The sequence below is a fragment of the Winogradskyella sp. 266wxhm genome (genome assembly GCF_058964685.1).
Genome location: NZ_CM179559.1, coordinates 1200041 through 1215361 on the forward strand (window position 1 = coordinate 1200041; position 15321 = coordinate 1215361).

At 34.3% G+C, this 15321-nt stretch carries 9 protein-coding genes; 4 read left to right on the forward strand and 5 right to left on the reverse strand.

Annotation, left to right across the window (positions count from 1 at the left end):
• The first annotated feature begins 64 nt into the window (after positions 1-64).
• From AC2H4K_RS05315 to AC2H4K_RS05330, 4 genes are all read left to right on the forward strand, one after another.
• Positions 65-754 (forward strand): NUDIX hydrolase, encoded by a 690-nt coding sequence (locus tag AC2H4K_RS05315; protein WP_281138746.1) that lies wholly within the window; start codon positions 65-67, stop codon positions 752-754.
• 534 nt (positions 755-1288) lie between these two features.
• Positions 1289-4417 carry a SusC/RagA family TonB-linked outer membrane protein gene (locus tag AC2H4K_RS05320; RefSeq protein ID WP_281138747.1) on the forward strand — a complete coding sequence of 1043 codons (3129 nt, stop codon included), beginning with the start codon at positions 1289-1291 and terminating at the stop codon, positions 4415-4417.
• Positions 4418-4428: 11 nt separating this feature from the next.
• Positions 4429-6345, forward strand: a complete 1917-nt coding sequence (locus tag AC2H4K_RS05325) for a RagB/SusD family nutrient uptake outer membrane protein (RefSeq protein WP_281138748.1) — start codon at positions 4429-4431, stop codon at positions 6343-6345.
• Positions 6346-6720: 375 nt separating this feature from the next.
• Complete coding sequence (locus AC2H4K_RS05330) at positions 6721-8256, forward strand: carbohydrate binding domain-containing protein (RefSeq protein ID WP_281138749.1); 1536 nt, start codon at positions 6721-6723, stop codon at positions 8254-8256.
• Positions 8257-8515: 259 nt separating this feature from the next.
• Here AC2H4K_RS05330 and AC2H4K_RS05335 read toward each other — a convergent pair whose 3' ends face one another.
• From AC2H4K_RS05335 to AC2H4K_RS05355, 5 genes are all read right to left on the reverse strand, one after another.
• On the reverse strand, positions 8516-9643 hold the full coding sequence (locus tag AC2H4K_RS05335) for a glycoside hydrolase family 88/105 protein (protein WP_281138750.1): 1128 nt from the start codon (positions 9641-9643) through the stop codon (positions 8516-8518).
• A gap of 42 nt (positions 9644-9685) precedes the next feature.
• Positions 9686-10819, reverse strand: coding sequence for an endo-1,4-beta-xylanase (locus AC2H4K_RS05340; RefSeq protein WP_281138751.1), 1134 nt, complete (start codon positions 10817-10819; stop codon positions 9686-9688).
• 92 nt (positions 10820-10911) lie between these two features.
• Complete coding sequence (locus tag AC2H4K_RS05345) at positions 10912-12225, reverse strand: glycoside hydrolase (protein WP_281138752.1); 1314 nt, start codon at positions 12223-12225, stop codon at positions 10912-10914.
• A gap of 33 nt (positions 12226-12258) precedes the next feature.
• Positions 12259-14037, reverse strand: coding sequence for a glycoside hydrolase family 43 protein (locus tag AC2H4K_RS05350; protein WP_281138753.1), 1779 nt, complete (start codon positions 14035-14037; stop codon positions 12259-12261).
• Positions 14038-14153: 116 nt separating this feature from the next.
• Complete coding sequence (locus AC2H4K_RS05355) at positions 14154-15296, reverse strand: endo-1,4-beta-xylanase (protein WP_281138754.1); 1143 nt, start codon at positions 15294-15296, stop codon at positions 14154-14156.
• Between the last annotated feature and the right edge of the window lie 25 nt (positions 15297-15321).

Consider the following 15321-nt stretch of genomic DNA (forward strand, 5'->3'; position numbering starts at 1 on the left):
TTATTAATTTTTAATAATAGTTTTAATTAAAAAACTTTATCTTGGCGAAAGATAATTTTGCACTATGATAGTTGGCTACAACCCTGAAGATAAAGTTCTATTAGCTGTAGATTGTATAATTTTTGGGTTTGATAATGAAGATTTAAAAGTTTTGTTGGTTAAAAGAGATTTTGAACCTGAAAAAGGAAAATGGTCTTTGATTGGAGGTTTTTTAAAAACCGAAGAAACATTAGACGATGCTGCCCAACGAATTCTTCATAAGCTAACTGGTATGGATGATATTTATATGGAACAATTCTATACTTGGAGTGAAATTAATCGAGATCCTGCAGAAAGAACAATATCTACTTCTTATTACGCTATTATAAATATTGAAGAGCACAATGAAAAACTAATTGAGTATCACAATGCCAAATGGTTTAGTCTATCATCAGCTCCCAGTTTAATATTTGATCATAATGAAATGCTATCTAAAGCGACTAGACGCTTACGCAGAAGAACATCCATCAGTCCAATTGGATTTGGTCTTCTGCCTGAAAAATTTACAATGCGACAACTTCAAAAATTGTATGAGTCTATTTTAGATAAAAAATTAGACAAAAGAAACTTTGTGAATAAAATAAAGTCGATGGATATATTAATTAAGTTAAACGAAAAAGATATGACCTCTTCTACTAAGGGATCTTATCTATACATTTTTGATCAAGAAAAATATGACGCAAAGCAATCAAACGACTTTTATTTGAAATTATAATTTATTTATCTGTATCTACTTTTAAAATCCTCAATTGATATAATTGATATAATTAATACCTATTAATTTTATACATAAATAAATGAAAGATTCATTTTAAATAAAAACTCTCCTATATATACTACTCTTAAAACACGAAAACTTATTACATTACTTACTTGCTTTTTATTATTTCTTATATATTCAAGAATCAAATAACTTATTCTTATAAAACTTTACTTAAAAATCATTTTTTCTCAAAAAACACATCGAAAACAAACCATATTTGGACACAAAAATGAGTATTAATGCTTCCAAATAGAGATTTAAACCAAAAGCTCATATTTTAACATTTAATTTTAAATAACTGAAATACAGTTTTTTACATATAAATTAAGAGAAATTTAAGAATTGTCGTATAAATTTTTACAAAAAATTAACGCAATCGGTTGCATAATTTGAATAATAATGTAATTTTACAGTAACAAAAATAAAAAGCATGCATTTTTAAGAATGTGTTTCTTTTTTATATAAAAAACTAAAAACTTAATAAAAATGATCAATCAACTATCTAATGAACATTTAAGAAGACTAAGGAAGCTACTTTTTCTTCTCTTATTCGGTGGCTTTGTTTTACCCGCTTTTGCGCAAAATATTTCAGTCTCAGGAACTGTATCTGACAAAAACGGACCTATTCCAGGTGTTAACATTATTGTATCTAATACTACTAATGGAACACAAACAGATTTTGATGGTGAATATACTTTAAACAATGTTTCGCCTGATGCTGTCCTTATATTTAGTTACTTGGGTTATACAACTCAAGAAATTTCTGTTAATGGACGAACTAGTATAAACATTACATTAGAAGAGAATCAAGAACAATTAGAAGAAGTTGTAGTAATTGGATATGGTACTCAAAGTAAAGAGTCTGTAACGGGTTCAGTGGTTTCTATTAAAGGTGAGGATTTAAATGAAGTACAAGCTGCTAACTTTCAACAAGCATTACAAGGTAGAGCTGCAGGTGTTAACATCCAATCAACAAGTACTAGACCTGGATCAGCACCACAAATTAGAATACGTGGTGTACGTTCACTTTCTGCAGATAACAATCCATTGATTGTACTTAACGGTATTCCTTTTGCAGGTGGACTTAACGATATTAATCCAGTAGATATCAAAAGTATTGAAATACTTAAAGATGCATCCGCTACGGCAATTTATGGGTCTAGAGGTGCTAATGGTGTTATTTTAATCGAGACAAAATCTGGTAGCATTGGTCAAAAAGCTCAGTTTAGTTACAATACTTATTATGCCGTTAAGGAGGTATTTGCGAAATATCCATTAATGAATGCTGCCCAACTAATACAATTACGCGCTGATGTAGCTGCGCATCCGCGCCAAAATGGTAATCCAATTTATGGTTTGGGCGGAGATGAGTTTTTAGGGAATGATACCGATTGGCAAGATTTATTATATGGTAGTGGATTACAAACCGCTCATGATATCAGTGTACAAGGAGGTAGTGAGAGTGGCTCATATAATGTAGGGCTTGGTTACTTTAAAGAAACATCAGTAGTTCCTGGTGATTCTTTTGATAGATATACTTTTCGTGCTCAAATTGATCAAAATGTAGGAGATAACATCCGCTTTGGTATAAATACTGTAACTAACTTTAGTGAAACGAGTAGTATTGTTGGTGTCGGTGGTGTTCTTTCTGCCTCTCCTCTATTAAGCCCATATGATGAAAATGGCAATTTTTTAGAATCGGTTCGTCTTACAACTGAAGCTGACCAATTGTGGATTCCAACAAGAAATGAAATTAATCGAGTAGGAAAAGGTAGAGCAAATGAACAAATAGATTTTGGTACTTATAACAATATTTATGGTGAAATAAAATTACCATGGATTGTTGATGGTTTAAAATACCGTTTAAATATAGGTTTGAATTATCGTACATCTAGAGATGGGAATTTTAGAGGACAAGGTGTGTTTAACTTTAACCCTACAACACCTTCTAATGCTAGCTACGATACATCAATGCTGTGGGATTACGTCATTGAGAACCAATTACTTTTTGATCGTACATTTGGAAAACACAAGGTCAATTTCGTTGGGTTGTTCTCATCTCAAAAAAATCATTTTGACAATTCTGGTTTGGCAGTTCAAAATATTCCTGATGAAACTTCATTATGGTACAACTTAGATTCTGCTCTTTCAGAAGATATTTTAAGATATGGAACAGGCTATTCTGAAAGTGGTTTATTATCCGTTATGGGTAGAATACTTTATCAATACGACAATAAGTACTTACTTACAGCCACTCTAAGATCTGATGGTTCATCTAGATTAGCCCCTGGTAATAAATGGTTTACTTATCCTGCAGTTTCCTTGGGTTGGAATATTGGTAATGAGCCTTTCTTAGAAAATGTAAGTTGGATTAATCTTCTTAAATTAAGAGCAGGTTATGGGGAAACTTCTAACCAGGCTATTGCTCCTTTTTCCGTTCAAGGTAGATTATCTCAAGTAGAATATAATTATGACACTACTTATGCTAATGGTTTTTATGTGACACAATTACCAAACCCTGAATTAGGATGGGAATTCTCAGAGACATATAACTATGGAGTCGACTTTGGTTTCTTTAATAATCGCTTATCAGGAAGTATAGAATACTATATAACCAAGACTAATGATATTCTATTAGGTCTAGCCCTTCCTGAAACTTCTGGTGTAGGTAGTGTAACCTCTAATATTGGTTCTACTGAAAACAGAGGTTTAGAAATTGCTCTTAATGGTACTATTTTTGACAATCCTGATGGTTTTTCATGGGATGTAGGAGTTAATGTCTACACTAATAGAAATGAAATTACTTCACTATCTTCTGGTCAAACTAGAGACGAAGGTAACTTATGGTTTGTGGGACAACCTCTAAACGTAATTTTTGATTACGACCGTGTTGGTCTTTGGAACGAATCAGATCCAGATTACCAATATTTTGAGCAATATGAACCTGATGGTACATTAGGTATGATTAAGGTACGTTACACAGGAGATTATAACGATGACGGTTCACCAACAAGAGCTATAGGTGCTGAAGATAGGGTTATTATTGATCCAACACCAGATTTTCAAGGTGGTTTTAATACGCGCTTTGCTTACAAGAATTTTGATTTCACAACGATTGGAGCCTTTCAAAGTGGTGGTGTTTTGGTGAGTACTCTATACAGTTCAAACGGTTACCTTAACTTACTTACAGGTAGAGGTAATAATGTTGATGTAGACTATTGGACACCAACTAATACTGACGCTAAATACCCTGCGCCTGGTGGTGTACAAAGTGGAGACAATCAAAAATACGCTAGTACTTTAGGTTACTTTGATGGTTCTTATTTAAAGATACGTGCAATGACATTGGGTTACAATATGGATTCCAAAGTTTTAGATAAAACATTTATACAAAAGCTTAGAATTTATGCCACTGTACAGAATCCTTTTGTTTTGTTTTCACCTTTTCATGATGAATCTGGATTAGATCCTGAAACAAACTCTGGAACTAATGGTGATGGATCACGTCAAAATGTAGCTGTAAACACAGGGAATATTGCACGTGGTATACCAACGATAGGTACCAATGTGCCTACTTCAAGAAACTTTTTGCTAGGATTAAACATAACATTTTAAAAAAGATGAACATGATAAAGATTAGATTTAAAAATGTATCAATAGCAATACTATTAATTGCATTGCTTACAGGCTCTTGTACAGAGGATATAATCCAAGAAGAGCCAAGAGGCGTATTTACACCTGAATTCTTCCAAACAGAATTAGGAGTACAAGGTGGATTAACCTTTCTTTATGAGAGATTAAGAGATGTTTACGGTTTCGCTTATTTTTTAAATTTAGGTGAAACAGGTACCGATGAATATTGCGCTGCTCAAAGTGCAAATAATAACTTTTTTGATTTAGATCTTGCTGGACAAGGTAATTTGCGACCTGAAAGTGGTTTTTCTATAGGAAGACCTTGGGGTGCGAGCTGGCCAGCAATAAATACTGCTAGCGGTATTATTGAAAACGCAGAAGCTGTTGGGCTAGATGAATCATTAATTGCTGAAGCTCAATTTTTCCGTGCTTTTTATTATTTTCTATTAGTTCAAACTTATGGTGGTGTACCTTTAGATTTAGGATCTGGAGAACTTGCTTTTAACCAATCTGCTGTTAGAACTTCTGTACGTAACACTGTACCTGAAGTATATACTCGAGCAATTATACCAGATTTAATTGCTGCAGTAGATAATTTACCAGATAATCCAAGACTAACAGGAACTGTAACTAAAAATGTAGCTAGACTATATTTAGCAAAAGCTTATTTAACTTATGGTTGGTGGTTAGAAAACCCTAATGGAATACCAACCTACCCTGATACTCCAAGAACAGATCCAGATGGTAATGGTCCTTCTTACTATTTTCAGCAGGCTTATAACTTAGCCGTTAATGGTATTGAAAACCCTGGTCCTTACAGACTATTGGACTATTTCTATGATGTTCACGTAGGATCAAATGATCGTCATGAAGAAATGATGCTTTACTCAGACCGTACTGAGACAAGTGCTATATATAACGGTGGACCATTAACAGGTTTTGGCGGTACTGATGGTACAAACACCGCTGTTTGGATGGTGACATCTAATTATACTACCATAAGTGTAGATGGTGTTGCTGCTGTACAAAGAGAAGCAGCACAAAGCTACGGAAGACCTTGGACACGTATGGCTCCAACAATAGGTGTATTCACGCAAACATTCACGAACAAAGATATAGACTCTCGCTACGATGGTACTTTTGTAACTAGTTATAGAGGTAATTGGGATAAAGGTGGTGATGAAACACCTACCATTACAGCTGCTAATGGTCTTGAAATTGAACCTGGTGATGCCGTTGTATCTTTCTTAGATGAATACGACCCTAGTGTGAGTTATGTCAACGGTGGAAATATTGGTGGTGGAGAAATATCAGGTAGATCTGATTATGTCATAAACTTAAATGAAATAAATAGAAGGTTTTATCCAGGCTTATGGAAATTAGGCACATACCGTACTGATAACCAAGGTGGATTAGGAGAACCAAATGTAGGAAATACACGACCATTTCCAATTGCAAAGTATTCAGAATTTTACTTGGTAGCTGCTGAAGCTGCAGTAAAGGGTGCTTCAGGATCATATACAGCTAGAGATTTAGTGAACGTTATTCGTGCACGTGCAGGTATGTGGCGTTTTGATAACGGAGAACAACAAGAACGTATAGAAGATAATAGTGCAGCTATGGTAAATGCTACACCTGCTGTAATCGATATCGATTATATTCTCGCAGAGCGTTCACGAGAATTCTTCGGTGAAGGATACAGATGGTATGATTTAGTGCGTACTCAAAAATGGAATGAATATGCTAGTAGTTATGAAATTGGTGGTAACGACGCTTCAGACCATAACCCTACAGTAACAACAAGAACTATAGAACCTTATCATTATTTAAGACCAATCCCTCAAACCCAATTTGACAGAATGGATGCAACAGAAGCTGAGAAAGCAGCTTACCAAAACCCTGGATATTAGATATGTTAGAAACTATAAACATTAGTTTGAATTAGTTAGTTGCGTTTATTTTCCGAAAAAGGGCTGTTTGTACAAACAGCCCTTTTTTTTAGCAACAATAAATTTTGTCAAAAAATAGTCAATTTACAATGTGTTTAATTATGATGTTCACTATAGTGAATTAACTAACCACAAGAAATTAACATTTTTAACAAAAAAATTACGCAATCGGTTGCGCTTTTTAAATTATTGACTATATTTACATTATAAGAACTGATTTTTACAATGATGATTAAAATATCAAGTTCTTTTTAACAAATTGATAAAATTATACCTAATTATAATTTTTGAAGTAAAGAACCAATTTTCATATTAATCAATTAAATTTTAAAAAAAATGTTAAAAGCTCTGAGACTAATAGGTGTATTTTTGGCTATAATATCTGTCCTTTTTGTAGTCAGTTGTGAGGATGATGATTCTTTTAGAGAAGTTTCAATTATTTCTATTTCACCAAATGAAATTTTCCCTGGTGATGAAGTAACTCTAGAAGGTGAGAACTTCAATGACGTTTTATTTGTTTTCTTAAACAGTAATCAAGTTCCTTATCAACTAGATGGTAACATGATTACATTTACAACACCAATCAATGGAGGTGTTGGAGAAAGAACCGTTACTTTAGTAATGCCAGATGGTTATATTGTTACAACAGACATTACAATAGTACCAAGACCTTTTCCTATTATTGAGGCTCTTTCTGCAAATGCAGTTCCTGAAGGTGAGGATCTTACAATTCGTGGTACTTCCTTAGATAACATTCAATCTGTAACTGTAGGTGAAGTTGAAGCAACCGTAGTATCATCCACATCGGAAGAATTAACAATCACTATTCCTGCAGGATTAAACCCTAATATCCCAACTGAAGTTCTTATCACAACTACTGGTGGTGAAGCATCAACTGGTGAGAGTTTCTATGTTGGCGAAAACTTACTAGCTAATGGAAATTTTGAATTAGGATCTGGAGATGATTTTACTAATTGGAGTAAGTTTAACGGTGCTGATGTTTTAACAGCAACAACAGCTAGTGGTGAAACTTATTATGGTAGGTCTCTACGTGCTGAAGGGCTTGGTCCTAATCCATGGAACACACAATTTGTAAGTGATGATGCAATAACTCAAGATGGTGCAGAATATACTTTCTTCATGTGGATTAAAGGTCAATCAGGAACTCCTGGAAATGGTGGTAATATCAGATTTTCAACCAATCCTGGTGGCTCTGCTCAATATAGTGGCAATTATGATATTACTGCTGAATGGCAACAGATCTCTTGGACATTCACAGCAAATTCAGCTCAGACAAGAATAGTAATGGATTTAGGTGCTGTAGAAAATGCGGTTTATTTTATTGATAACGCAACTTTAGTAGGCCAAGGTACACCACCACCACCACCTGTTAATATAAACGGTAGCTTTGAAGAGTCTGACTTGGGTGCTGCTGATAACATAACTGGTTGGGGAGGTTTAAATAGTACTCTTGCCACTGGAGAAATAACTGATGAAGACAGCCATGATGGCGATAAAAGTCTTAAAATGACTATTAATGAGCTAGGTGCTAATCCTTGGAATATTCAACCTAATTCTAGTATGGATGTAGTAGATGGTCAAACATATATTTTAAGTGTTTGGTTTAAAGGTACAGGCATTTCAAATATAAAAGTAGCAATAGATCAAGGAGGTGATCCGGGTTGGGCTGAATGGGGTGCACCAGAGGTTGGTTTTACTAATAACCAATGGACTGAGGTTACTTATGAATTCACAGCAAGCACAACAAACGGCGGCCCTAATAATGCTCGATTTGCTATAAGTATGAGTTATGATGGAAACGTAGGAGGTATTATATACATAGATGACTTGGAGGTTACACCTGTACAATAATATAAATGTAAAACTAAATAAAAGATAACCTAAATTGTTTATTGCTTAAAAAGCCGCTCGTTACTACAAGCGGCTTTTTAATTTAAAATCAACTATATTAAAACGTAGCAATAAATAATGTCCACAATGTCCTTCTACAATATTTAATTAATACAATAGTTTATAGAATTTTTCAATAAAAAAACAGAAATGAATAGTAGTATTTTTTAATTAAAATATTAGTAATTGAACTACTTAAAGCTTAATCAAAATGAAATAATTATTTATGATTTTCCAATATACTTTGGGCAAACCATAGAATTGGAGCTTGTCCATGTAAATCACCAGTAACTCTTGGTCTATTAAGGTAATAGTTTATATCATCACTTTGACCAGTTCCGACACACACTTCCTTAACCTTACCATCATCATGAATGTAATAAACAAGTGCATTCCAAGCTTTTTTATAGGCAACGGCGTTGTTTTCTTTTGACAATAAACCCTTTTTAACTCCTACAGATATTGCAAAACCAAACATGGCTGTTGAAGATGTTTCTTTAAAAGAATTTTTATTATCTATTAACTGATGCCACATACCATCATTATTTTGATAACGGATTAAACTTTGCATCATCTTTTTATATCCTTTTAGTATAGAATTATAATGTGGATTCTTTTCAGGTAATACAGATAATAACTCTGCCATTCCAGCCGCAACCCAACCGTTTCCCCTTCCCCAAAAGAAATGAGCATCTTCTCCATGGTAGAAAAGACCATTTGGCTGTTGTAACTTTTTTATATAAGAATCAATTTCAGTTGCAGCACGTTCAAGATATATCATATTTCCAGTCGCACGATAGGCTTGAACCTGCAAACAACCTATCATATAAACATCATCTATCCAATATCTAGTCTGAGATGTTAAACCATTTGGTAAGGGATTTTCCCATTGTCCATTAGCGAATCTTAAGCCTTGTTCTAAATATTTTTTATGGTTAGTTTGAATATAAAGTTCTAAAGGTAATATACCGTAAACATTAGCATCTACGTGATTAGAGGTATTTATAATTTCATCATAAAGAGGGTCTCTATAACGTTCTATAAACTTATTGATTATTGCCTCATCATCTACTAAAGCTGCCAATTTTATAGCACCATACGCAGCACATACTTCTGCATAATGTAATGCTTGTACCTCTTCTGTTTGGTACATCATAAAACCTGAACGCGACAACAAATCATTGGTAACCAACCTACCCGTATGCTCTACTGATTTAATATAAGCTGATTCATCATTTCTTTTTGGATTATCACAAGAAATAAAGAAGCTTATTACTATAAAAAATAATACTTGACTCTTTGTAAAAAAATATATTTGGAACTTATTTATTATACCAAGTGTATACATCCGAATTTAGTATTTAATTTGAGCAATATCATGCTTTTATTACTAGTCAGGGCTTAGTCCCTTCAGGCCATTTGTAAGTCCTATATAGGCTTGTTTTCTATCAAAGTTATTGTCAAAAAGTAAAGGCCAATCGGTACCGTTATCATACAACCAACTGTCTATATCCCTTAATCCCCAAACTGTAACTCCGAACTGTTGAGGAGAAGGGACAATTGTTTTGTAATAGTATGCAGCTCTATGAAATTGGTCTGACTGTGCCTGAGCTCTCTCCGATGTGAATTCAGTAATATCGTCATTGTAATTTACTTTTACATCTATTTCTGAAATATGTACTAGTAACCCTGTATCTGAAATCTGCTGTATGGCCGTTTGTAGTTCTGAAGGAGATGGCCAATTGTGGTTTAAGTGCATTTGCATTCCAATACCATCAATAGGAATATCATTAGCTATGAATTGATTAACCATCGATAGTAATTCATTTCGTTTGTTAGGATCTCCTGCAATATTATAATCATTGTAAAATAGCTTTACCTCAGCATCACCTTGTCTTGCCCATTGGTGGCATTTAGCAACGTAATCCTCACCTATTCTTTGTCTAAAAACGGCATTCATAGCTTCGCTAGTAAGTGCCTCGTTAACTACATCCCAACTTTCAACGATAGGGTTTCCGTTATCATCTTCAAATTCAGCAAAGTGGGCTACTGTGTTGATGATGTAATTTTTTACCTGATCTTCAAATTCTTGATCCGTACCCGAAAAACTTTCCAACCAATTTGGTATGGAATATTCTGGATGCCATAATAAAGTATGACCATGCACACGCATTCCATGTTCTTGAGCATAAGCCACAAGGTCGTCACCATCACTCCAATCATATGTGTCTGGTGCAGGAAACATGTTATACATTTTCATTTCATTTCCGAAAGTGAGGCTGTTAAATTCATTATTCATCACTTCTCTGTAGGTTATCATACTATTTGAATTTGACGTTATTTGCTCATAGGACAAAGCAAGACCTATTGGAAAACTCACGTGCTCTCTTAAATACTCTACTGGTTCTTGCCCTCCATTATTTCCTCCTGAAGGACCTCCAACATTAATATTAGAATCGTCTCCGCTACTACAGCTAATTAATATTAAGACAAAAAGTATTTGTGAGAACTTGTTTAGTTTCATGATTTTAAAATTTTCAATTAGTGAAAAATCTTAAGTCTTTATTCGACTTAAGGCTATTTATATTTATTCTTAGTTGTATAACTCTACATTAGTTAGTTAGTTACAAAAGTTGTAATACTATTCGGCGGTAGATTATATAAAAACGCATCTATACTCGATTCTATATTGACAACTTCTTGTACTTCTAAATTTTGGTTACTACTTGTAATATAAGGGGTAACACTATCGCTGCTTGTTCCTGAAATAACAAATTGTTGCTCTACAGTTTGCTCTGTTTGATTTATAGCTACAACCACAATCCTACCTTCACCTGAATAAGCACTAACAGAAATTCCTGTCTGAGGATTAGCCTCTGCCGCTATCCTTGTATAACCAGGTTTAATAAATCTTGAGAAGTTTGACATCACGTAACCTCGCTTGGTTACAACACCGTTAGAAGTTCCTTCTTCACCATCTCCTATAAAACCGTAATATCTTTTACCATACCACCATACATAAGCACTGTATTGACCAATTACCATACAATCGTGAACTTCCTTTCCAACTAATAAAGCATCTGGCCATAAATTAGCACTTCTATCACTAGATGTATAGTGCTCAGTCATCCAAAGTTCTTTCCCTTTTTCTAAAGCAAGAGGATATGGATAATTATCGATGGCCGTACCATAAATATGACCTCCTACAATATCTACATTATCTACTGCTACAGGATCGTTAAGTGTTAAGTCCGTATGCTCGTGTCTAAACTGAAATGATTCGGATGGCATCAATTGAGTATTAGTGATAAGACCACCATAATCTCTCATAAAATCACGTACTTGGGCTGCAGACCAGTTGCAAGACTCATAAGAAACTTCATAATCACCCTCGTTCTGAATGCTTATAACTTCTAAAGGGGCTCCATTAGTATCCATATAAGCAGCAAAATCATTCAAGTAATTTGCATAGTCTTCATAAGATTCTGTCTTTAAAGCCCCTCCAATTAGGTCATTATTAGTTTTCATATCCGCAGGAGGACTCCAAGGTGTTGCCATAATTAAAGCGCCTCTTTGAGAAGCTAGTTGGGCATGTCCAAGCTCAATTGCTCTTGCGTTATCGTCTGGAGCAACACGAATCCTTAAAATTGAGAGACCTATTTCCCCCTCATCATTTCCATATAATTTGTCCATATCGTTAGCGCTAAGTGGATTATTCAACCTAAAAACTGTTGCCGCACCAAAACCACTAATATTTTGTTCTACCTCTGTAGGTGTAACTGTAGAAGCATCAGGTTGTAATACTGTAGGATCTGATGGATCAGAAGGACCGGTTGGCCCACCCACATTAACACCTCCACCTTCATCACTGCTACAATTGAAAGTTAAAATCAATACAAATAGCATTAATATTTTTATAATTGTTTTCATTGTACTTAATGTTTAGTTTATTTTTTCCTTTATTTATTTTGGTTGTATATCATTTGCTGAAGTAGCATATAAACCTAACAAACAACCCGTAAAACCACCTGCAATATCTGTAGATAGGATATCTCCAGATACTGTAGTGCCTAGTTTCTTTAGTTCAGTATTTCCAACTGCATATTTAAATTCATATTTGTCACCATTAGCCGAAATTTCAAGTTTAATATCATCATCTAGCTCTATTTTAGAGCTTGCTATTACTTCTGAAATTACGTCTCCCTGTCTTCCTGGCCATTTATTTTTTTGAAGTACTATATAAAAATTGTTTCCTTTTTTGGTTACTCCAAACACATAGTTTGATCCTTCATTTTGCAATGCTACAACACCTGCTAAATCCTCTTCTGATTTTGGGCGATAAGATAATGTTGTTGAAAAGGTAAAACTATTGTGTTGCTGTCTATGAAATAGTGTTGATGTAGGTTTTCTTTCTTTTATATTCACATCAAAAGGCTTGATTTTTAAACCCTCTTTAACTTTAGATATGAAAGCTTCTCGTGGTCCTCGTATACCTATCCAACGGTAATCGAGCTTATCAGAAGTAAAATCTTCTTGAAAAGTAAAATTACCATTAGGGAAAAATTCTTTACTTCCTGTTTTATTTAAAACACCTTCTGGCAACTTCAATTTTGGTTTCATAGGAACCAACCCATTTTCAAAAACAGGAAATTCACCAGACCAATCTACTGGTAACATAAAGGTTTCTCGACCAGTATTAACACGGTTTTCTTCATTTGGTCGTACTGCCAAAAACACTCCATAGTATTGATCACCATCAAACTGTACTAAATCTGCATGACCAGCCCAATCTACTTTATTTTGTCTGTCTTTTTCAAAATATCTTTGGGTAAGTATAGGATTACTAGGTGCTGGTACAAAAGGGCCTGTAGGTTTATCACTCTTAAATATGACTTCACTGTGCCATCCTCCTGTTCCACCTTCAGCACACATTAAGTAGTAAAAACCATCTTTTTTATAAAGATGTGGTGCTTCAATCCAAATAGGCTTTTCATTGATATTAACCCCACCATTTACAATAATTTTATCTGTTCCTGGAATAACATCATCTTTTTCCAAATCATACTCCCAAACTTTTATAACTCGGTGTCCACTATACAATTCTTTACCCTCATTTGGTGCATCATTATGTACTACATACGCTTTACCATCATCATCGAAAAAAATCGAGGGGTCTATGCCACTAAAACTCAGTTTATATGGTTCACTCCATCCTTTCATTGGGTCTTTAGTTTTAACAACCATATTTCCTGCTCCATAGACTACAGTGGTAATCATGTAAAATGTATCGTTATTTGGATTATAAGTGATACCTGGTGCATATACACCATGACTAATACCAACTTTGCTAACATCCAATTGGGAAGGTCTGTCTAAAACGTGTCCTATTTGAGACCAATTAACCAAATCTTTTGAGTGAAAAATAGGGACACCTGGAAACATTGCAAATGAAGAACAGACCATATAGTAGTCATCCCCTTTTTTAGTTATCGCAGGGTCTGGATAACACCCTTGTAAAATAGGATTATAGAACTCATTTTCTGCTAAAGGATTGTTCGTATATATATCATCGTTACCTTTATAAACGACATTTTTGAAAATCGGTTGGTTTGAGGGCTTTGTGAGCTTACTTAATGAATCATTATGTACACTTGTAAATGATGATATGACCAAAGGTATAGTTGTTAAAAGAAATACACTTAGTATTACCTTTAGTGCTTTTGAAGGTTTATTTTTCAACATTTTAATTCTAATTTTTATTAAAGCGAGTAATTATGGACTCTTAAACAAAAAAGACCTTGCTCTTCAAACAAAAACAAGGTCTATATGAGATATTCAATATTTTAGTAAATTATATTCTAAAGTCCGTCTGCAAATCCTCTATGTGCTATTTTAAACTCATAGTTTTCATTGTAAAGTAAAGGCCATTCTGTACCTCCATCATATCTCCAACTATCTTGATCTCTTACACCCCAAACGGTAATACCATACTGTTGAGCAGCTGGAACAATAGAGTTATATTCAGAAGAAACATGATTGTAATAGCTCTCTTGCAGTTGAGCACGTTCTAAAGTTAGCGATGTAATATCTTCATCAGGGTTAATTCCTATATCCAATTCTGAAATATGGACTAATAATCCAGAACCTGCAACACTTGTAATTGCATTGCTTACTTCGTTAAGAGAAGGCCATGCACTACTTAAATGCATTTGCATACCAATACCATCTATAGGTATTCCACTATTTTGAAAACTAGTTGCCATAGATAAAATAGCGGCACGCTTATTTGTTTGCCCTGCAACGTTATAGTCATTGTAGAAAAGTTTTACATCTGGATCCGCTTCTCGTGCCCATTGAAAAATCCTTTCAATATAGTTTGCCCCCATTCTTTGAGTGAAAAGAGAGGATCTTATACCACCATCATCACTAAAGTATTCATTCACTACATCCCATGCCTCAACTATAGAATTTCCGTTTGCATCTACCTCTTGTGCAAAATGTTCTACAGTAGTCTTTACATAATTTTCTATGTGAGCCTCGAACTCTTGGTCTGTACCTGCAAAATTCTCTAACCAATCTGGAATAGCATATTCTGGGTGCCAAACTAATGCATGTCCATGAACTCGCATTCCGTTAGCTTTAGCATAAGCAACTATGGCATCACCATCACTAAAGTCAAAACTATCTGGTCCTACAAATATGTTGGCCATTTTCATATCATTTTCTGCCGTAATACTATTGTAGTCATTATTTAGCATACTTCTGAATTCTGTTTCAGACGAAGAAGCCAAACGTGACGCAGACACAATATTTCCAATTGGAAAACTAGCCATGTCTTTAAGATTTTCTGTGGGATTATATAAAAGAGGATCTCCTGAATTTCCTCCATCATCATCTGAACTATTTGTTGGCCCACCAACCCTAACGCCATTCGATTCGTCTGGGCTACAGCCAGTCAAGATAAAACCAAAAACCAGTACACTAAGAAAGATTTTTTTCATTATATTAATTTTTATTTATATTATA

Bases quoted from the DNA above. Each gene is read 5' to 3' on its own strand.
- AC2H4K_RS05315 (WP_281138746.1), top strand. From the start codon at position 65: ATGATAGTTGGCTACAACCCTGAAGATAAAGTTCTATTAGCTGTAGAT.
- AC2H4K_RS05320 (WP_281138747.1), top strand. From the start codon at position 1,289: ATGATCAATCAACTATCTAATGAACATTTAAGAAGACTAAGGAAGCTA.
- AC2H4K_RS05325 (WP_281138748.1), top strand. From the start codon at position 4,429: ATGATAAAGATTAGATTTAAAAATGTATCAATAGCAATACTATTAATT.
- AC2H4K_RS05330 (WP_281138749.1), top strand. From the start codon at position 6,721: ATGTTAAAAGCTCTGAGACTAATAGGTGTATTTTTGGCTATAATATCT.
- AC2H4K_RS05335 (WP_281138750.1), bottom strand. From the start codon at position 9,643: ATGTATACACTTGGTATAATAAATAAGTTCCAAATATATTTTTTTACA.
- AC2H4K_RS05340 (WP_281138751.1), bottom strand. From the start codon at position 10,819: ATGAAACTAAACAAGTTCTCACAAATACTTTTTGTCTTAATATTAATT.
- AC2H4K_RS05345 (WP_281138752.1), bottom strand. From the start codon at position 12,225: ATGAAAACAATTATAAAAATATTAATGCTATTTGTATTGATTTTAACT.
- AC2H4K_RS05350 (WP_281138753.1), bottom strand. From the start codon at position 14,037: ATGTTGAAAAATAAACCTTCAAAAGCACTAAAGGTAATACTAAGTGTA.
- AC2H4K_RS05355 (WP_281138754.1), bottom strand. From the start codon at position 15,296: ATGAAAAAAATCTTTCTTAGTGTACTGGTTTTTGGTTTTATCTTGACT.